18 protein-coding genes are annotated in these 18,366 nt (G+C 60.6%); 9 read left to right on the top strand and 9 right to left on the bottom strand.

What is annotated here, in order from left to right:
- Positions 1 to 476 precede the first annotated feature (476 nt).
- Positions 477 to 1,403 carry a hypothetical protein gene (locus RCH09_RS11235; RefSeq protein WP_326941177.1) on the top strand — a complete coding sequence of 309 codons (927 nt, stop codon included), beginning with the start codon at positions 477 to 479 and terminating at the stop codon, positions 1,401 to 1,403.
- Between the two features lie 97 nt (positions 1,404 to 1,500).
- On the top strand, positions 1,501 to 1,812 hold the full coding sequence (locus RCH09_RS11230) for a cupin domain-containing protein (RefSeq protein ID WP_326941176.1): 312 nt from the start codon (positions 1,501 to 1,503) through the stop codon (positions 1,810 to 1,812).
- Here RCH09_RS11230 and RCH09_RS11225 read toward each other — a convergent pair.
- Genes RCH09_RS11225 through RCH09_RS11190 form a run of 8 tightly spaced genes read right to left on the bottom strand, consistent with a single transcriptional unit; the run spans position 1,809 to position 10,207 of the window.
- The gene (locus RCH09_RS11225; RefSeq protein WP_326941175.1) at positions 1,809 to 3,434 is read right to left on the bottom strand and encodes an ATP-binding domain-containing protein; all 1,626 of its coding nucleotides are present in this window, start codon (positions 3,432 to 3,434) and stop codon (positions 1,809 to 1,811) included. The two genes, RCH09_RS11230 and RCH09_RS11225, sit on opposite strands and share 4 nt — an antisense overlap.
- Before the next feature lie 41 nt (positions 3,435 to 3,475).
- Positions 3,476 to 4,198, bottom strand: a complete 723-nt coding sequence (cobA, locus tag RCH09_RS11220) for a uroporphyrinogen-III C-methyltransferase (protein ID WP_326941174.1) — start codon at positions 4,196 to 4,198, stop codon at positions 3,476 to 3,478.
- A gap of 3 nt (positions 4,199 to 4,201) precedes the next feature.
- Complete coding sequence (locus RCH09_RS11215; RefSeq protein WP_326941173.1) at positions 4,202 to 5,530, bottom strand: sulfate adenylyltransferase subunit 1; 1,329 nt, start codon at positions 5,528 to 5,530, stop codon at positions 4,202 to 4,204.
- Entirely contained in the window at positions 5,530 to 6,465 is a 936-nt protein-coding gene (cysD, locus tag RCH09_RS11210; RefSeq protein WP_326941172.1) for a sulfate adenylyltransferase subunit CysD, read from the bottom strand. The genes RCH09_RS11215 and cysD overlap by 1 nt, the downstream gene beginning before the upstream one ends.
- Before the next feature lie 19 nt (positions 6,466 to 6,484).
- Complete coding sequence (locus RCH09_RS11205) at positions 6,485 to 7,198, bottom strand: phosphoadenylyl-sulfate reductase (protein WP_326941171.1); 714 nt, start codon at positions 7,196 to 7,198, stop codon at positions 6,485 to 6,487.
- On the bottom strand, positions 7,195 to 7,716 hold the full coding sequence (locus RCH09_RS11200) for a DUF934 domain-containing protein (protein WP_326941170.1): 522 nt from the start codon (positions 7,714 to 7,716) through the stop codon (positions 7,195 to 7,197). The genes RCH09_RS11205 and RCH09_RS11200 overlap by 4 nt, the downstream gene beginning before the upstream one ends.
- On the bottom strand, positions 7,709 to 9,406 hold the full coding sequence (locus tag RCH09_RS11195; RefSeq protein WP_326941169.1) for a nitrite/sulfite reductase: 1,698 nt from the start codon (positions 9,404 to 9,406) through the stop codon (positions 7,709 to 7,711). Before RCH09_RS11195 ends, RCH09_RS11200 begins: the two co-directional genes overlap by 8 nt.
- A 27-nt stretch (positions 9,407 to 9,433) precedes the next feature.
- Positions 9,434 to 10,207: a sulfite exporter TauE/SafE family protein gene (locus RCH09_RS11190; RefSeq protein WP_326941168.1), complete on the bottom strand. Its 774-nt coding sequence runs from the start codon at positions 10,205 to 10,207 to the stop codon at positions 9,434 to 9,436.
- Between the two features lie 128 nt (positions 10,208 to 10,335).
- Here RCH09_RS11190 and RCH09_RS11185 point away from each other — a divergent pair, with 128 nt between their 5' ends.
- The 5 genes from RCH09_RS11185 (at position 10,336) to map (ending at position 15,208) form a co-directional block, all read left to right on the top strand.
- Positions 10,336 to 11,277: a CysB family HTH-type transcriptional regulator gene (locus RCH09_RS11185; protein ID WP_326941167.1), complete on the top strand. Its 942-nt coding sequence runs from the start codon at positions 10,336 to 10,338 to the stop codon at positions 11,275 to 11,277.
- Positions 11,278 to 11,287: 10 nt separating this feature from the next.
- On the top strand, positions 11,288 to 11,938 hold the full coding sequence (locus tag RCH09_RS11180; RefSeq protein ID WP_326941166.1) for a class I SAM-dependent methyltransferase: 651 nt from the start codon (positions 11,288 to 11,290) through the stop codon (positions 11,936 to 11,938).
- A gap of 10 nt (positions 11,939 to 11,948) precedes the next feature.
- A complete protein-coding gene (locus RCH09_RS11175; protein WP_326941165.1) occupies positions 11,949 to 14,021 on the top strand; it encodes a TonB-dependent receptor family protein in 2,073 nt (690 codons plus the stop codon).
- A gap of 141 nt (positions 14,022 to 14,162) precedes the next feature.
- Positions 14,163 to 14,417 (top strand): ParD-like family protein, encoded by a 255-nt coding sequence (locus RCH09_RS11170; RefSeq protein ID WP_326941164.1) that lies wholly within the window; start codon positions 14,163 to 14,165, stop codon positions 14,415 to 14,417.
- Positions 14,417 to 15,208 (top strand): type I methionyl aminopeptidase, encoded by a 792-nt coding sequence (gene map / locus RCH09_RS11165; RefSeq protein WP_326941163.1) that lies wholly within the window; start codon positions 14,417 to 14,419, stop codon positions 15,206 to 15,208. Before RCH09_RS11170 ends, map begins: the two co-directional genes overlap by 1 nt.
- A gap of 191 nt (positions 15,209 to 15,399) precedes the next feature.
- On the opposite strand, the gene RCH09_RS11160 is transcribed toward map, so the two are convergent.
- Entirely contained in the window at positions 15,400 to 15,783 is a 384-nt protein-coding gene (locus RCH09_RS11160; RefSeq protein WP_326941162.1) for a tautomerase family protein, read from the bottom strand.
- A 157-nt stretch (positions 15,784 to 15,940) separates the two neighbouring features.
- Here RCH09_RS11160 and RCH09_RS11155 point away from each other — a divergent pair, with 157 nt between their 5' ends.
- Both RCH09_RS11155 and RCH09_RS11150 read left to right on the top strand, forming a co-directional pair.
- On the top strand, positions 15,941 to 16,843 hold the full coding sequence (locus RCH09_RS11155) for a LysR substrate-binding domain-containing protein (protein WP_326941161.1): 903 nt from the start codon (positions 15,941 to 15,943) through the stop codon (positions 16,841 to 16,843).
- A gap of 116 nt (positions 16,844 to 16,959) precedes the next feature.
- Positions 16,960 to 18,297: a hypothetical protein gene (locus RCH09_RS11150; RefSeq protein ID WP_326941160.1), complete on the top strand. Its 1,338-nt coding sequence runs from the start codon at positions 16,960 to 16,962 to the stop codon at positions 18,295 to 18,297.
- The last annotated feature ends 69 nt before the right edge of the window (positions 18,298 to 18,366 follow it).

Here is an 18,366-nt window from a genome sequence, read left to right as displayed (position 1 = left end):
CGCAAGTAATGCGGATCGAAAGGAGCATCACCCAGAACTCAAAACGGCAGCGTAATTTGAACAAATTGGGCGACAACTAGCTTGAAAATTTCCGTTCACCCACAGCCAGCCGGACAGGCGAAGCGATGCATGGGTACCAAAAGAACAGTCCTCCAGCCGAACCACGGACGTCGAATTCGCACGATCGCGCCAAAGACCCTTCGGTTTCGGAAACGCAATCGCAATCGCAACCGGGAGCGGAAGCGACAGACGCACCGGTGCCACCTAGCTCGGTGCCACCGCGATCACCCACGGCCAGCGGGACCAGGGAAGATAGCAATAGTGTTGTCGATGCAAATGGTAGGCCGGACAGGAAGGATGCTTCTAAGGCAGCAGGATCTCACCAGTCGACGGTTGACACCCTTATCGAGAGGTTGCGGGCCGTCTTGGACCGTGGAAATACAAAACCCAAGTTAACGCGAGAAAATCTCAATAAATTGCCAAAATTTCGTAAAGACAGTCCAATAGACGCATATTCTCCGCCGCCCAAGGCGGCGCCGCGTGACAATGTCCAAAAATCATTAAGTGACCGACTTAGGAACGTGAATTTTTTTGGCGCGAAGCGGTCGAGAGTTCAGAAAAGCCCCGCCCGGGTTCCGGTGCCAGTTGACAGCGGTGAGCAATCACCGGCGCCGAAGGGGAAGTTTGAAAATGCGGGGAAGGTCGACGCCAAGCCTGTGCCGGTTCCGAAAGGCAATACGCGCAGCGCGAGGTTCGCAATGGGTGCCCAGTCGTTTACATCAACTGTGAAGAATGTAGGGAAAAGCGCTAATCAATTGGCATCTCCTTTTTGGTCTTTTTTTGCAAAACAGGAACGCACCCCTGCGCAAGGAAATTCTGCAGGGGACGACGAGCAAACGAGTAGGGCAAAACCGAATCAACGGGAGGCAAATCCTCTCACTGCCGTAATTGAAGAACTGAAAGCGAAATTTGAAAAGAACAAGGAAGAACAGAACAAGGTTTCTGCTCCGTCGTCGGATTCGTTAACGAATGTGGGCAGTGATAAACCGAAATTGAATTCGTCTGATGATACGTCCGAACAGACTGCGAAAAATTTCCGAACGTCAGATACGCAGGAACGCGACAGCCCGGTCGAGGAGGAAGGGCAAGGGAGCGTCCCAAAAAAAGCGGATACAAAGAAGAAGGCGCCACGTCGTACGCTTTTTAAGTCAAAATCGTGGCTGACTATGTTCAGGCGTGACAAGGTGCCTGAAAATACCCGGAGGTTAATGGAAGAATTGAGGAAAGGCTCGAAAAATACGGTTGAAACGCAACCGGCAGACCAGAACCTTACATTGAATCCGCCGCAGCCATTGCGGCGGAGAGCCAACAAGCGGGGCGGTGGACCATTGGACGCGGCCTAAAGACTGATAGCAGTTATCGTTGCACCTGCTATTGTTCGGCTGCGTGGTTGTTCCATATCCCAGCGCAGCCATCACGCCGTTCACCCAGGATCAACCCATGACCCCCTCGCTAATCCATCACCCGCTGGCCACCTTCGGCAGCACGCTACCCGCCGACACCGACCACCTGCTGGCCATCACCACCGCCGGCGCGCTGCTGCTGATTCATGTGCCCGAAGGCGAATATGGATTCGAGGAACACAACCAGCCCGAATTCATCGTCTGCCTGCAGGGCCAGCTTGACATGGAAACCAACGATGGTCAGGAAGTCACCGCGCTGGCCGGTGAAATGATTGAAGTCACGCCCGGCGTGCGGCATCGCTTTGCGCCAAGCACGAACGCCGTGGTCATGACCCTGACCCAACGCTAAAAAAACCGCCCCATCACCGCCGCCGCCGCATCGCTCATCACCAGCACCAGTTTCAAGCGCGCCCGCGTCATGCCGACAAACAGTTTGCGCACCGTGCGCTCGTCCAGTTCCGCAAAATCGATCTCGGTAAAAATCACCGCCGGCGCGGACTGGCCCTTGAAGCGATACACCGATTCGGCCAGCAGGCCGCCTTTGCGAAACACCGGATTGCCGAGCAGGTCGTAGTCGCCGGTGAAGGAGTGCAGCTGGTGCTGGCCGAGCTGGTCGAGTTTCAGCAGCAGCGACTTTTCGCGTCCCTTGAATGACAGCAGCACGATGTCGCTGCGCGCAAAGCCGGCGGCCAGGCAATGGGTGATGGCTTCCTTGGTGGCGTCCTGCAATTGCGTGTCGTCGGAGTACGTGAAGCGGGTCAGGCCGGCGCTCACGAACGGGCTGGCGGCGATGGCGGGGGCGCGGCCGTTGGTGATGGCGTCGAGCAGATCGACGATCTCGCGCGGATTGCGAAAGTTGGTGTTGACCCGCAGCGTGACCCAGTCCGGCAAGTCGACCGGCGCACGGCCGTACAGATTCTGCATCGGATCTTCCAGCCACAACACGCGACCGGGCCGGCGCACCAACCGCAGCACGGCATCGCGCCAGCCTTCCGAAAAATCCTGACCTTCGTCGATGATCACCACGTCGTGCAGCCAGTGTTCGGGAATCGGCCCGGCATCGAACACCGTTTCCATGTTTTGCCAGGTGGCGGGGTTGCTGTAGTCGGGTGTGGCGCCGGCTTCGCGGCCATAGGCGTCGCACAGCATGTGGAAGTTGGCCACCCGGCCGTGCGGCCCCAGCACTTCGCGCATGTGGTCGGCCAGCGGGCGGTTGTAGCAGACGTACAGCGGCTGCAGCCCGGCCTCGACGGCGGCGCGGAATTCGGCCACCGCGAGCTGGGTCTTGCCGCTGCCGGCGGTGCCGATCACGCGCAGCCGGAACGGGTTGAATTCGAGCTGGCGCGCCCACGTCGCCAGGCCTTCCGACAAGCGCGTGACGAGTGCATCGGCACGGCCGATCATCGCGCTCGGGTCGGGCACCAGGCGCAGCGTGTCGTTGAAGAAGCGAACCACCGCAGCGCGCTGCGGCGTGGCATCGGTCAGTGGCTCCAGGCGCCGGATCACCGGAATCAGTTGGTCGGCATTGGCGGCATCGACGATGCGGGCCGGATCGAGTCCGACCAGCGCCGGCTGCGTCACGCGATAGTCGGGGCAGTACAGCAGATAGTCGATGTCGAGCGCAGCGCCAGTCTGCGCAAAGCGGTTGCGTAGCGTGCCGATGGTACGAATCAGGTTCAGGTGGACGTTTTCGGTGCGGCCCGGGTAGCGCTTGATCAGGCCGTCGGCGGTTTCGCTCAGGAAGCCGGATTTCTGTTCGATCACCAGCACCCGGCCATCGGGCGCGACGACGATGAAATCGATCTCACCATACACCGAATAGCCCTGTTCGATATTGGTCCAGTGCACGCCGTGGAAGACCAGATAATCGGCGTCGAGGCCGTCGGCGAAGCGCGTCAGCGTGGCGATCTCGCGGGCGGCGGCGCCGGTGGTGGCCAGTTCGCGCCAGCCGGAAGGGAGGATGTGGGCCATGGCTTTTTCTGGATCAGGAAGTTGATCCGATTGTAGGCGATTTACTCCGGCTGACGTGCCGCCATCGCCGCGCCAATCATCATCAGTACCGGGCCGGTGCAGGCAGCCAGTCCGGCTTCGAGATCGCTAAGTTGCAAGCGGAAAATCCGCTCATCGGCGCGGCTGCAGTTTTCCACCACCAGCACCGGCGTGTCGGCGGCATGCCCGAGCGCCAGCAAGCCGCGCGCGGTCTTGATGGCTTCGCGTCCGCCCATGTACTGGACCAGCGTATCGCAGGCCGGCAAGGTGGTTTGTTCGGGATGATCGGGCGCATTGCTGGACGTGAAAAACGCCACGCTGCGCGCAATCCCGCGCCGTGTCAGCGGCTGTTTGGCCGAAGCCGCTGCGGCCAGCGCCGCAGTAATGCCGGGCACCACTTCGACCGCAATGCCATGCGCTTCAAGCGTGCGCAATTCTTCGTCAGCGCGTCCGAACAGCATCGGGTCGCCGCCTTTCAAGCGGACTACGCGGGAATAATGTCGGGCCGCGTCGACCAGCTGTTCATTGATGGCAATTTGTGCCATCGAACGCTGGCCAGCGCGCTTGCCGACCGACACCAGCACGGCTTGCGGACACAGCGCCAGCATCTCCGGCGTGACCAGGGCGTCGTACAGCACGACCTCGGCGTCAGCCAGCAGGCGCGCACCGCGCACCGTGATCAGATCTGCTGCACCCGGACCGGCGCCAATCAGCCAGACCTTGCCGAAGGCGCGCTGCGCAACCATTCTTCAGTCGAGCCGGATCATGCCTGCGGCCACGGTCTGATGCGTGACTTCATCGATCAGGATGAACGCGCCGGTCGAGCGGATCGCGTCGTAGGCATCGGCCGCCAGCGGTTGCTGCACGGTCAGGCTGATGCGCGCGATGTCGTTGAGCTTCAGGCCGGTGGCAGGGTGGCGTTCTTGCGTATTGATGTCGAGCAGCGTATCGATCTTCGTCACCTTGGCCGCGACCTGGCGGGTGGTGTGCTTGAGCCAGTACTTGCGGCGCAGGTCGAGCGGTTCTTCCGACAGCCAGCAGACATCGGCGTCGACGTTCTTGAGCAGCGTGGCAGGCCGGTCGGCGCTGACCAGCATGTCGCCGCGCGAGATGTCGACGTATTCGTTGAGCAGCAGCGTGATCGACTGGCCGACCACCGCCGAGGTGAGCGAGCCATCGAGCGTGACGATGTCCTTGACGGTCGCGCTGTGGCCGTTCGGCTGCACCGTCAGCTTGTCGCCGACGCTGATCTTGCCGGCTTCGATGCGGCCCATGTAGCCGCGAAAGTCGTTGGCTTCGTGGCCGTTGGTGCGCGCCACCAGTTGCACCGGAAAGCGCAACGGCTCGTCGTGCGATTCATCGTAGACGCTCAGCGATTCCAGCAACGAAATCAGCGTCGGTCCCTGGTACCACGGCATCTTCGGACTGGCGGTGACGACGTTGTCGCCGGCCAGCGCCGACAGTGGAATCGGCACGATGTTCTTCAGGCCGAGCGTGGCGGCGAATTCGGCGTACGCTGCGACAATGCGGTCGTACACGGTCTGGTCGTAATTCACCAGATCCATCTTGTTGACGGCCACGATGACGTGTTCGATTTTCAGCAAATGGGCGATGGTCGAATGGCGCTTGGTCTGGGTCAGCAGATCGACGCTGCCGTCGTCGCCCAGCTTCACTTTCGAGACATCGATCAGGATGATCACGGCATCGGCGGTGGACGCGCCGGTGACCATGTTGCGGGTGTACTGCTCGTGGCCCGGCGTGTCGGCGATGATGAACTTGCGCTTCGGCGTGGCGAAGTAGCGGTACGCCACATCGATCGTGATGCCCTGTTCGCGCTCGGCTTCGAGGCCATCGGTCAGCAGCGACAGGTCGATCGTGTCGCCGACGGTGCGCTTGTGCTTGGCGCGAGACATGGCATCGAGCTGGTCGGCGAAGATGCCCTTGCTGTCGAACAGCAGGCGGCCAATCAGCGTGCTCTTGCCGTCATCGACGGAGCCGGCGGTGATGAAGCGCAGCAGGCCGCGCTCGGCACTGTGCTGGACTGGAATTGCGGCGGCTGTTGCGGATGCGGCGGTCATCAGAAATACCCTTCTTTCTTGCGTTTTTCCATCGATGCTTCCGAGGTCTGGTCGTCCATCCGGGTGGCACCGCGTTCGGTGATTTGCGTCACGGCCGTTTCGGCGATGATCGCATCGACGGTGTCGGCGTCCGACGCCACCGGGCAGGTGCACGAGATATCGCCGACGGTACGGAAGCGCACCATCATGGTTTCGACGGTTTCGCCGGCCAGCGGCGGCGTCAGGGGCGTGAGCGGCACCAGCAGGCCGTTGCGCGGGATCACTTCGCGTTCGTGCGCAAAATAGATCGGCGGCAGTTCGAGTTTTTCGCGGGCGATGTATTGCCAGACATCGAGCTCGGTCCAGTTCGAGATCGGGAACACGCGCATGTTTTCGCCCGGATGCACGCGGGTGTTATACAGGTCCCACAATTCGGGCCGCTGCGCTTTCGGATTCCATTGGCCGAACTCGTCGCGGAACGAAAAGATGCGTTCCTTGGCGCGCGCCTTTTCTTCATCGCGGCGGGCGCCGCCAATGCAGGCGTCGAACTTGTACTGCGCAATGGTTTCCAGCAGCGTCACGGCCTGGGCGGCGTTGCGCGAATCGGTCAGCGGATTGCGCAGGCGCACCGTGCCGCGTGCAATCGAATCCTCGACCGAACCGACGATCAGGCGCTCGCCCAGTTCGGCCACGCGCTTGTCGCGGAAGGTGATCACTTCGGCGAAATTGTGGCCGGTGTCGATGTGCACCAGCGGGAACGGAAATGCGCCGGGATGGAAGGCTTTTTCGGCCAGTCGCAGCAGCACTACCGAGTCCTTGCCGCCCGAGAACAGCAGCGCCGGATTGGCGCATTCGGCGGCGACTTCGCGCATGATGTGGATGGCTTCGGATTCGAGCCAGTCCAGATGACGGCTGCTGGCCGCATCCAGGAAAAGTTTTTCGACTGCTGTGTTCATGTGACCTTCAATCTCGAATTCAGGTAGTGGATTTGATGCGAATCAGCTTGCCGTCGACCATGTGCAAACCGCATTCCTTGGTGTCGGCGTTTTCCCACCACCAGCGCCCGGCGCGCACGTCTTCGCCCGGTTCCACGGCGCGGGTGCAGGGTGCACAGCCAATCGACGGATAGCCGCGATCATGCAGCGGGTTGTAGGGCACCTCATTGTCGCGGATGTACTTCCAGACATCGGCCTCGGACCAGTCGGCCAGCGGATTGAACTTGGTCATGCCGTGCGCAGCATCGAGTTCCTGCACCGGCAATTCGGTGCGGGTGGCCGATTGCGAACGACGTTGCCCTGTCACCCATGCCAGCTTGCCGGCCAGTGCGCGGCCGAGCGGCTCGACCTTGCGGATGCCGCAGCATTGCTTGCGCAGATCGATGCTGTCGTAAAACGCGTTGAGGCCGTGATCGTTCACATAGGCGTCGACGGCAGCCGGATCGGGCCGGAAGCATTCGACGTCATAGGCGTACTTTTCCTTGATGGTGTCGAGCATGCCCAGCGTCTCGGCATGCAGGCGGCCGGTCTCCAGCGTGAAGATGCCGATCGGCAGGCCGCTGCGCAGGATCATGTCGGTCAGCACCATGTCTTCGGCGGCCAGGCTGGAGGCGAACACCGCCGGTGAAAATTCGAGCACGATCCGACCCAGCGTGGCCTTGGTGTCGGCGACCAGGTTGTCGTAGTCGCTCATGACGGCGCTCCCGGACGCTCGGCGCGGCGAAACAGAGGGGTCTTCTGGTCCCACGAGGCCTGATAGGCTTCCGAAAAATCGGTCAGTCCTTTCAGCGCGTCGTGGATATTGCGGTCTTCACGGGTGGCGAAGGCATCGAAGCCAACGCGGCTCATGTAGAACAACTGATCGCGCAAGACGTCGCCAATGGCGCGCAATTCGCCTTCGTAGCCGAGTCGCATGCGCAGGTTGTAGGCAATCGAATAGCCGCGGCCATCGGCGAACTTGGGGAAGTCCACCGCGATCAGTGCAAACTGCGCCAGATCGTCCTTGAGGCTCTCGGGCCGGTCGGCGTTGCCGAGCCAGACGGCGCGTTCGGGACGTTGCAGAAGCGTTGCGCGCTGCGCTTGCCAGACCGCCAGCGGCACGATCACCTTGCCTGCCGGGATCGCCACCGATTCGGCGCTGTCGCCTTCGGCCAGTCGGAGTACTTCCCAGTCATCACTGACGATGGCGCGGTGCTTGATGATGTCACGCATATGCGTCTTCTCCGGAAATGTGATGCTTGGTCTTGATCGGGGTGGCATACACATGGTCCTTGAACGGTGCCACGCCAATGCGTCGGGTGGTGTCGATGAACAGCTCGCCTTCGTAGCGTTCGCGCACATAGACTTCCAGCAGACGTTCGATCACCACCGGCATTTGCTGCGCCGAGAACGACGGCCCGATGATCTTGCCGATCGCGCTTTCGTTGCCTTGCGCGCCGCCGATCGAGACCTGATAGAACTCGGCGCCATCCTTGTCGACGCCCAGGATGCCGATATTGCCGACATGGTGATGGCCGCAGGCGTTGATGCAGCCCGAGATGTTGAGTTCGATGTCGCCGATGTCATGCTGGAAGTCGAGATTGTCGAAGCGCTCGGCAATGGCCGCCGCGATCGGGATCGACTTGGCCAGCGCCAGCGAACAGAAATCGCCGCCGGGGCAGCAGATGATGTCGGTCAAGAGGCCGATGTTCGGCGTTGCCAGGCCGTGTGCCTTGGCTTCCTTGAACAGCGCGTACAGATCGGATTGCTTGACGTCGCCCAGCACCAGATTCTGTTCATGCGTGACGCGGATTTCGCCAAAGCTGAAGCGGTCGGCCAGGTCGGCGATGAACTGCATTTGTTCGCAGGTCGCGTCGCCCGGCGGCACGCCGGTTTTTTTCAGGGACAGCAGCGCAATCGCGTAGCCCGGCACCTTGTGGGCGCGCACGTTGCGGCGGGTCCAGGCGTTGAAGGCCTTGTCGTCGGCTTTCCAGGTCTCGACGATGGCCTCGTCACCGGCAAAGGTCTCGTACGGATGCGGCTGGAAGAACGAGGCGACGCGCTCGAATTCTTCCTGCGTCAGCGTGCTCGGACCATCCTTCAGATCGACCCATTCGGCCTCGACCTGGCGCTGGAATTCCTCGATGCCGATGGCCTTCACCAGAATCTTGATGCGGGCCTTGTACTTGTTGTCACGGCGGCCGTGCTGGTTATACACGCGCATGATGGCTTCGGTGTAGGTCAGCATGTGCTGCCACGGCAGGAAATCGCAGATCACGCTGCCCAGGATCGGGGTGCGGCCCATGCCGCCACCGACCATCACGCGCAGGCCGAGTTCGCCGGCGGCGTTGTGCAGCACGGTGTAGCCGATGTCATGCACGGCGGTCGCGGCGCGGTCTTCGACGGCGCCGTTGAAGGCCAGCTTGAACTTGCGCGGCAGGTAGGCAAACTCGGGATGGAAGGTGCTCCATTCGCGCATGATTTCGGCCAGCGGACGCGGATCGATCAGCTCGTCGGCGGCGACGCCGCAGAATTCATCGGAGGTGATATTGCGGATGCAGTTGCCGGAGGTCTGGATCGCATGCATCTCGACGGTGGCGAGGTCGGCCAGAATCTGCGGCGTGTCTTCCAGATTGATCCAGTTGAACTGGATGTTCTGGCGCGTGGTGAAATGGCCGTAGCCGCGGTCATACTTGTGCGCGATGCTGGCGAACATGCGCATCTGCGCCGACGACAGCATGCCGTAGGGGACGGCGATGCGCAGCATGTAGGCATGGCGCTGCAGGTACAGTCCGTTTTGCAGCCGCAGCGGCAGGAACTCTTCCTCCGTCAACTCGCCCGAGAGGCGGCGGCGTACCTGATCGCTGTACTGTGCGATGCGTTCCTTGACAATCCGGGTGTCATATTGATCGTAACGATACATCCTCAATCCTCTTGCTCAATGGGGGTATTAAAAAACCAGTTTGAAGGCCACGCCGGTGAGCGTCATCGCCAGCAGGGTGCGCAGGATTTTTTCCGGCACAGCGCGCGCGGCCAGCGAGCCAATGGTAATGCCGGGCACCGAGCCGATCAACAACATGGCCAGTAACTCCCAGTTGATCGAGCCAATCCACCAGTGGCCCAGTGCGGCAATTGCGGTCAATGGTACGGCATAGGCGATATCAGTGCCGGCAATCTCGGCCGGCGACAGGCGCGGATACAGCAGCACCAGCAGCGTGGCGCCGACTGCGCCGGCGCCAATCGAGGAGATCGTCACCAGCGTGCCGAGCACGGCGCCTGCCACCACGGTGGCGACCACCAGTCGGGTACCCTGCAACTGGCGCTCGGGATGGGCGGTGATCCAGTGCTGCATGCGGGTGCGGAAGACGATGGCAATCACGGTCAGCAGCACCGAGCCGGCGATCGAATACCGGATGATCTGGCCGATTTCCTTGTCCAGCGCGCCAAAATATTTCAGCGCCAGCGTGGCCAGCACCGCCGCCGGTAGTGCGCCAAGACACAGGCGCCGCACGATATCCCAGTGCACTGTGCCGCGATACCGGTGCGCGAACGTGCCGGCGACCTTGGTCGCCGAGGCAAAGGCGAGGTCGGTGCCCACCGCCACGGTCGGCGAAATGCCGAACAGCAGCGTCAGCAGCGGCGTCATCAGCGAGCCGCCGCCGACGCCGGTCAGTCCGACCAGCAGTCCAACGGCAAAACCCGAAACGATATAAGAAAGAGTCATGACATTCCAATGAAAGTGGCCGCAATCGTAATAAACTTGGCCTTGAATGCCAAGGACTGAGTATCTATTTGCTTATATGCATATTCGGTATAAGCAAAATCGCAATTTGTTCCACACAGAAGGTCGCCATGAATTTGCATCAATTCCGCTTCGTGCGTGAAGCTGTGCGCCAGAATTACAACCTGACCGAAGCCGCCAAGGCGTTGTTCACCTCGCAACCCGGCGTCTCGAAAGCCATCATCGAGCTGGAAGAAGAGCTCGGCGTCGATATCTTCACGCGCCACGGCAAGCGCATTCGCGGACTGACCGAGCCGGGGCGCGCAGTGCTCAAGGCGGTCGAAGTGATCATGCAGGAGATCGACAGCCTGAAAAGCATCGGCCGCGAATTCGCCGCCCACGACAGCGGCAGCTTCACGATAGCGACCACCCACACCCAGGCGCGCTATGCGTTGCCGAAGGTGGTGCAGGCCTTCACCCAGCGCTTTCCGAAGGTGCGCTTGTCATTGTTGCAAGGCAACCCGAAGCAGGTGGCCGAGATGGTCCTGAGCGGCCATGCCGATATCGCGCTGGCGACCGAATCGATCACCACGGTCGACGGCCTGCTCTCGATTCCGTGTTACCAGTGGGAGCACGTGGTGGTGGTGCCGCCCGAGCATGCGCTGCTGCGCTCGAAATCGCTGACGCTGGAAGAAATCGCCGCGTATCCGCTGATTACCTACGACGCCGCGTTCACCGGCCGGGCCAAGATCGATCACGCATTCCAGTTGCGCAACCTGAAACCGGACGTGCTGCTGGAGGCGATTGACGCCGATGTCATCAAAACCTACGTCGAACTGGGTCTGGGCGTTGGCATCATCGCCGGCATGGCGTACGATGCCGAGCGCGACAAGAATCTGAAAATGATTTCCGCTGGCCATCTGTTCGGCACCAACGTCTCGCGTGTGGCGATCAAGCAGGGCGCCTACCTGCGCAGCTATGTGTACACCTTCATCGAACTGCTGGCGCCAACCCTGAACCGCAAGCTGATCGAGCAGGTCATGAGCGGTGAAAAAGAAATGTACGAACTGTAGAGGCAATGCCATGAACCTGAACACCAACATCACCGCGTACTACGCGCAACGCGCCGCTAGCTATGAAGAGGTGTACGCCAAGCCGGAACGCCAGGCCGACCTGCCGGCGGTGCGCGAATTCGTGCGCAACGCGCTGGCCGGCCAGCGCGTCTGCGAAATCGCCTGCGGCACCGGTTACTGGACCGCCGAAGCGGCCGCCACCGCGCTGCACGTGCATGCCACCGACATCAATCCCGAAGTGCTGGAGATCGCCGCCGCCAAACACCTGCCGGCCGACAAGGTCACGTTTGCGCTGGCCGATGCCTTCACGCTGGACGTCGACCAGCCGTTCACAGCCTGCTTCGCAGCCTTCTGGTGGTCGCATGTGCTGCGCGACCAGCAGGATGACTTCATGGAGCGCCTGCGCGCCCAGTTTGGCAAGGACACCTTGCTGGTGATGATCGACAACGTGTATGTCGAAGGCAGCAGCACCTCGATTGCGCGCACCGATTTGCGTGGCAATACCTTCCAGATCCGCACCTCGGCCAACGGCGAACGCTTCGAAGTGCTGAAGAATTTCCCCAGCGACAGCAGCCTGCGCAAGCGCCTGGCAGCGCATCTGCGCGATATCCGGATTCAGCGCGTCGAGCATTACTGGATGCTCACCGGGCGATTGAAGTAAGTCCCCATCCATGATTCGCCGTCGCGCCCTGGCCGCGTTGGGCTGCACGCTGCTGTCGCCGGTGGCCCATGCGCAGTCCACTACCGACCCGGTGCTGGAGCCGGTGGTGGTCAGCGCCAGCCGGTCCTTGCAACGGCGCTTCGACGCGCCTGCCGCCATCGATGTGGTGTCGGTCGATCCCTTCAGTGCGATGTCGCCGCTGGTCAACCTGTCCGAGCTGGTCGCGGCGGTGCCGGGACTGCAGGTGCGCGAGCGGCAGAATTTTGCGCAGGATTTGCAGATGTCGGTGCGCGGCTTCGGCACCCGCTCGACCTTCGGTGTGCGTGGCGTGCGGATCCTGGTCGACGGCATTCCGGCGACCATGCCGGACGGCCAGGGCCAGGCCGCCACCGCCAGTCTGACCGCCGCGTCGCGCATCGAAGTGCTGCGCGGACCGATGGCGCAGCTGTATGGCAATGCCGCCGGTGGTGTGGTGCAGATTTTTACGCAGGACCCGCCGCGCGGCGTCACGCCCGCGTCGGGGCGGATCTCGGTTGGCGCGGGCTCCAATGGCCAGCAGCACATCACTGCCTCGGTGGCAGGTGCTACGGAACAGGTCGGCGCGCTGCTCGACGTGTCGCATTTCACCACCGACGGCTACCGCGATCACAGCGCGGCCGAGCGCAATCAGTTGGCGGCCAAGGCGGTGTTGCACCCGTCGAGTGAGACCACGGTCACGGCCACCGCAAATTTTTTCAATCAGCCAAAGTCACAGGACCCGCTCGGACTCACGCGCACGGACTTCGACCGCAATCCGCGTCAGGTCGTCGGCGGCGCGCTGTTCTTCGATACCCGCAAGACGATCGCGCAGCAACAGGCCGGTCTGGTGATCGCCCACCGGCTATCCGACAGCGACACGCTCAACGCGCGCGTCTATGCCGGTGCCCGCCAGGTGTTCCAGACCCTGGCCTTGAGCGGTGCGGTGGCCAACTCGTCGGGCGGCGTGGTCGATCTCGACAGCGATTACCGCGGGCTGGGCCTGAACTGGAACCACAAGACCCGCCTCGATGGCCTGCCCCTGAACTGGACCGTTGGTGTCGAAGCCGACCGCCTGAGTCAGGCGCGCAAGGGCTTTGTCAACAACGCCGGCGTGGCCGGTGCCTTGCGCCGCGATGAAATCGACAGCGCCAGCAACCGCGATGCGTTCGCACAGATCGATTGGCAGTTCGCGCCGCAGTGGCGCGCCACCGCCGGCCTGCGTCACAGCGCCGTGCGCGTCGGCGTCGACGATCATTTCATCACCGCCGCCAGTCCCGACGACAGTGGCGGCGTCACGTACCGCAATACCAGCCCGGTTATCGGACTGGTGTGGCAACACAGCGATGGCCTGAATCTGTATGCCAACCTCGGGCGCGGCTTCGAAACCCCAACGCTGGCCGAGTCGGCCTACAACGCCAGCGGCAGCGGCCCCAACCTCGGCTTGCGGCCATCCACCAGCACCCAGGCCGAGATCGGCGCAAAGCTGGTCAGCGGCGTGCACGCGCTCGATCTGGCGTTGTTCGACGCACGCAGCCGCAATGAAATCGTGCCGTCGTCGGTCAGCAACGGACGCTCGATTTTCCAGAATGTCGATGGCGCGCAGCGGCGCGGCATCGAAGCATCCTGGCTGGCAAAGTGGGGCAGCCTGACCACACGGATGGCGTACACGTGGCTGGACGCGCGCTTTCTCGACACTTTTTCGAATGCGCAGAACGGCGCCGTCGCAGCCGGCAACAAACTGCCTGGCGCGCCGGCGCACAGCCTGTATTCGGAAGCGCAATACCGCGTCAGCGACGCCGTCAGTGCCGCGCTGGAAATGCGCGCCGAAGCCCGCGTCTTCGTCAATGACATCAACAGCGAAGCTGCGCCGGGTTATGCGGTGCTCAATGCGCGCGCCGGCTATGCATGGCAGCTCGGGACGGTCAAATGGTTCCTGTTTGGCCGCATCGACAACCTGCTCGACAAGCAGTACGCCGGATCGGTCATCGTCAATGATGGCAATGGGCGCTTTTACGAGGCTGCGCCGGGACGGCGGGTGTTTGTGGGGCTGCGGGCGGGGTTGTAGTTCGGCTGCCACCGCACTGATAGACAAACAATGACCTCACAGCGAGGCGCGTTCGAACGCCTCGGACCTCACACAGGACTGACCAACACCAGACTATATGAAACGTATATAATTCGCATACATTTCATATGGAGTCTGCTAATGGGCATTGTAAAAATTTCGGACCAGATGCACGAGAACTTGCGGGTGGCAAGCAATGCCCTGAGCAGATCGATCAATGCGCAGGCAGAGCACTGGATGCGCGTCGGCATGCTGACCGAGATGCACCCGGACCTGGACTACCGGGAAATCTGCCAGCTGTTGATACGGGCTGAACTGGCGGGCGGGTTGAACATCGCGATGGCTGTCAAAGGCGAACTGGGCAAGCCCAGTACGTCCTCGGCGGGAAAACACTGATGGCCCGCGACATCCTCATCAAGTCCGCCGAGCAGATCGCGCTGGGACGGCGGGCTGGCCAGCTGGCCGCCGAGGTGCTCAGCATGATTGAGCCCTACGTTGTCGCGGGGGTGAGCACGGAGGCGCTCGACCGCATCTGCCACGACTACATCGTGAATATCCAGGGGGCCATTCCTGCCAACGTCGGGTATCACGGCTTTACCAAGACCATCTGCGCCTCAGTCAACCAGGTGGTGTGCCACGGCGTCCCCTCGGCCGACAAAATTCTGAAGCAGGGCGATATTCTCAACATCGACGTTGCCGTCATCAAGGATGGCTGGTTCGGCGACACCAGTCGCATGTACTTCGTCGGCGCGCCCAGCGTGTTGGCGCGGCGCCTGGTGGAGACGACCTACGAAGCCATGCTGGCCGGCATCCGGCAGGTCAAGCCTGGGGCGACCGTGGGCGACATCGGCCATGCCATTCAGACAGTTGCGCACCTGGAGCATTTCAGCGTGGTGCGCGACTATGTTGGGCACGGCATTGGCGAGGTCTACCACGAGGATTTCCAGGTGCCGCACTACGGGCGGCGCGGGCAAGGGATCACGCTGGAGCCGGGCATGGTCTTTACCATCGAACCGATGATCAACGCAGGTAAATGCGAGACCAAACAACTGAACGATGGCTGGACGGTCGTGACAAGAGACAGGTCCTTGTCTGCGCAGTTTGAACACATGGTGGTCGTGACGCCGTCAGGCTATGAGGTGCTCACGCCCTGGCCTGGAGGCACGAGGGCTTACGCGCCGGTTTGACACCTGGCGTGTGCAGGGCTTGGCGCCAAGCGATTGTGTCGATGGCCTGGAGGCACCGTCCGTTCGGGGGCGCCATCGGGAGATGCCCGGAAATTGAACAAAGAAGGACACCCATCATTCTCCGGAATGAAACCACAGATCGTGGGTGTCCGATTTTTCATCAGCGCGTCGCTCAGTCGAACTCGCAGCTATTAAACGTATTGCGCCTCCCCATTCCCCAAGGACCAGTTTTCTTTCTTCACCTCGACGAGGTTGATAAACACGTCTTCGCGGCGCAAGCCCACACGTTCCTGCAAACCATCGGCCAATGCCCGGAAGTACGCCTTCTTCAGTTCCAGTGTCGCTCGCCCTTCGTTGAGCGTGATCTGGATGATGATGGCGTTTTTGCTTCGTTGAATATCGAAGTAGGTCGGGTCGATCACCAAATTCGTGGGCGCGTGCTCGGAAATAATGTGGAAGCGATTGTGCTCGGGAACGTTTAGTACGGCAATCGTCGTGTCGTAAACCACGTCGCTGATCGCACTGAGATAGTCGGATGGCCGGCCTTGCGGAACATGGATGTGAACGAGTGGCATGTAAGGCTCCTGGGAAATGGGGACGCTGGGTGGATTGGGCCAGGAAGCTGCGTCATGCGAACGTCACCGACAAAGCAATCCTGTGCAGCCATTCTGATGGCGCCGCGACTACCGGACAAATGACTTTAATAGGGTTATGGAATAGCATGGCTATCCCATGAAAAATCTCCCACCATTGCGATCCCTGGTCGCTTTTGAGGCCGCAGCACGGCACCTGAGCTTTTCGAAAGCCGCTGCGGAACTGTACGTAACGCCAGGCGCTGTCGGCCAGTTAATCCACCGGCTGGAAGAGTGGTTAGGCGTAAAACTGTTTTATCGGGAGGTGCGCAAGGTCTCCCTGACGGATGCGGGCGCTGCATACTTCGGGCGTATCGGTATGGCCCTGAGCCAGATTTCGCATGCCAGCACGCTGCTCAAGCAAAGCGGCCGCAATGAGATACGCATTTCGATGCCTCCCAGCTTTGCCAGGAAATGGTTTGTTCCGCGCATGGTGCGATTCATGGATCTCCACCCTGAAATCAGCCTCAGCATCGATGCGAGCGCGGCGCTGGTTGATTTCGACAATGGATCAATTGATATAGCGATCCGGCATTTCAAGGCGGAGGAGAACAGCAGGTTCGATGTCGAATTGCTTTTTGTGGACCAACTGCGGGTGTTTTGCAGCCCAATGTATTGGAAAATGCTGGCACCGCAATCCGCGGAAGGTTTGGCAAGCGCGACGCTGCTGGCAACCAAAATTCATCCCTATTGGGAGCGCTGGCTCCAGCAATTTACGACGTTGTCCGAACGCCAGATTGGCGCAATCTCCACCATCAATTTCGATGCATCCCATCTGGCGGTTGACACGGCCAGGCACCATCAGGGCGTCGTCCTGACGAGTGCGTCTCTCGTGGAGCAGGAAATAGCGAGCGGCGAGTTGATCGAACCGTTTGAAGCCTGCCTTCCCATCGATGAAGGCTACTATCTCGTTGGCCCGAAGGGGGCGTTCGCGCTCGGTGGTGCGGTTGAGGCGTTAAGGGTTTGGCTGAGGCAGGAGAGTGGCGCGGCCACGCAGGAATAAAGTTAAATTGGAAGAAACGAAGAAATAAGGACACCCATCCCCTTCCGAAATGAACCAGAGGGTGTGGGTCTCCCGTTTTTCCTGGTCTTCTCTGGCCGTCTCTTGAAAAAATAAAAATGCCTTTGCTCAAACTGTCGATCGTTCTGTTTTCTGTCCTGGTATCAGGCTTGATCTTGTCCAATGATTCGTTGTTCGGTTCAAATGACGGCAAACCAACCATCGCGACAACCAGCGGTCGCATGCCAATCTTCGCAAATAATCCGGTTAACTATAAAAACAGGCATGCCGATGAATCCGGCGTCATGAACGTGTTTATCAGCTACGGACAGTCGTGGCGGTCGCAGTCTCAGCCGGTAGCAAGTCCGGATCTGATCAAGGACGAGTCGCAAGTGCTCGCCTTTGCGCCCAAAGCGAAGAAAACAAATGCGCTATTGCCTGCGATTAGCGCTCCGTGGGTCGCGGAGCAATATGGCGATTTCGAAAAACTGCGTTGGGAAAATACGGTGGCTGGCAGCCCCGCCAATGCCTCTGGCAATATTGGAAATATCGCCGCCCGTACTTTCGCGAAATTAGCCAACGTCAATAAATATTCGCCTGTTCAGGTTGTGGATGTCGGCATGGCGTACCCGGCATATACGTGGCAGCAACTCCAACCGGGCACACCGCCGTGGACGGTGATGTTAAACGCCATTCGTAAAGTCAAAGCGATCAGCAATGCCAAGGGGAAGGCGACGCGTTGGCTTGGGGTTGGCTGGACCCATGGCATCTTTTCCCCAGCCGACAACTTTGACTACTATGAGCAGTTGACGGAGATGGTGGCGGCATTCGATAAGCTGAGACTGAATGATGCTGGCGGTGGAACACCAGGCCCGCTCCACTACTTCATCGATATGTACGCGGGTGTTTCTGAAATGACAGTTCAAGCGCCGAACACGTTAAGGCAACTGGATTTTGCCACTGCCAATGCGGCCCGCATCCATCTCGTGAACCCACGCTACCCCTACCAAATTGCTGCGGGTGATAACGTGCACCACACCGGCATGGGCTATGCGCAATATGGCGAAGTAGAGGGCCTGGCCAAGTACACGACCCTTGTTGAAGGGAAAAATTGGGAGCCGCTGAGAATCGTCTCCGGCAAGGTCGCCGGGTCGAAAATATTGCTGACAATATCTGCACCAATGGACGGTTTTGGTACTCCGGAAATTGATGTGTCGCAGATCGAACGCGCACCCCAATTCGGATTTCACGTCAAGGGAAATGGCGTCGAAATCCCGGTGAAAAGTGTGGCGTTTCCCGATGCGACGACCATTGCCCTGCAACTTTCTTCGTCTGCGTCGACATCGTCCAGTCTCGAAGTGTCCTACGCCTGGTATGGCCCCGGCGCGCCCTTCGGAACGCACGTTGGCGTATGGGGCAACATCAAACGTCAAGGCCCGCCATCCGTGTTGTTTTAAGGGAAAACGATCGATCTGTGGTTGTGCAACTACGTCGGGATAATTCAGAAGTCGTTAAAAAAATAATCG

This window comes from Actimicrobium sp. GrIS 1.19 (assembly GCF_035984655.1).
Taxonomy (GTDB): Bacteria; Pseudomonadota; Gammaproteobacteria; order Burkholderiales; family Burkholderiaceae_D; genus Actimicrobium.
Note: the sequence above shows the minus strand (reverse complement) of the source record. Positions and strands in the feature narration are given on the sequence as shown.

What these genes read in the sequence shown, in the direction of transcription:
- RCH09_RS11155 (WP_326941161.1), top strand. Translation starts at nt 15,941, where the DNA reads ATGAAAAATCTCCCACCATTGCGATCCCTGGTCGCTTTTGAGGCCGCA.
- RCH09_RS11170 (WP_326941164.1), top strand. Translation starts at nt 14,163, where the DNA reads ATGGGCATTGTAAAAATTTCGGACCAGATGCACGAGAACTTGCGGGTG.
- RCH09_RS11185 (WP_326941167.1), top strand. Translation starts at nt 10,336, where the DNA reads ATGAATTTGCATCAATTCCGCTTCGTGCGTGAAGCTGTGCGCCAGAAT.
- RCH09_RS11150 (WP_326941160.1), top strand. Translation starts at nt 16,960, where the DNA reads ATGCCTTTGCTCAAACTGTCGATCGTTCTGTTTTCTGTCCTGGTATCA.
- RCH09_RS11160 (WP_326941162.1), bottom strand. Translation starts at nt 15,783, where the DNA reads ATGCCACTCGTTCACATCCATGTTCCGCAAGGCCGGCCATCCGACTAT.
- RCH09_RS11175 (WP_326941165.1), top strand. Translation starts at nt 11,949, where the DNA reads ATGATTCGCCGTCGCGCCCTGGCCGCGTTGGGCTGCACGCTGCTGTCG.
- RCH09_RS11230 (WP_326941176.1), top strand. Translation starts at nt 1,501, where the DNA reads ATGACCCCCTCGCTAATCCATCACCCGCTGGCCACCTTCGGCAGCACG.
- RCH09_RS11190 (WP_326941168.1), bottom strand. Translation starts at nt 10,207, where the DNA reads ATGACTCTTTCTTATATCGTTTCGGGTTTTGCCGTTGGACTGCTGGTC.
- RCH09_RS11195 (WP_326941169.1), bottom strand. Translation starts at nt 9,406, where the DNA reads ATGTATCGTTACGATCAATATGACACCCGGATTGTCAAGGAACGCATC.
- map (WP_326941163.1), top strand. Translation starts at nt 14,417, where the DNA reads ATGGCCCGCGACATCCTCATCAAGTCCGCCGAGCAGATCGCGCTGGGA.
- RCH09_RS11180 (WP_326941166.1), top strand. Translation starts at nt 11,288, where the DNA reads ATGAACCTGAACACCAACATCACCGCGTACTACGCGCAACGCGCCGCT.
- RCH09_RS11225 (WP_326941175.1), bottom strand. Translation starts at nt 3,434, where the DNA reads ATGGCCCACATCCTCCCTTCCGGCTGGCGCGAACTGGCCACCACCGGC.
- RCH09_RS11200 (WP_326941170.1), bottom strand. Translation starts at nt 7,716, where the DNA reads ATGCGTGACATCATCAAGCACCGCGCCATCGTCAGTGATGACTGGGAA.
- RCH09_RS11205 (WP_326941171.1), bottom strand. Translation starts at nt 7,198, where the DNA reads ATGAGCGACTACGACAACCTGGTCGCCGACACCAAGGCCACGCTGGGT.
- cysD (WP_326941172.1), bottom strand. Translation starts at nt 6,465, where the DNA reads ATGAACACAGCAGTCGAAAAACTTTTCCTGGATGCGGCCAGCAGCCGT.
- cobA (WP_326941174.1), bottom strand. Translation starts at nt 4,198, where the DNA reads ATGGTTGCGCAGCGCGCCTTCGGCAAGGTCTGGCTGATTGGCGCCGGT.
- RCH09_RS11215 (WP_326941173.1), bottom strand. Translation starts at nt 5,530, where the DNA reads ATGACCGCCGCATCCGCAACAGCCGCCGCAATTCCAGTCCAGCACAGT.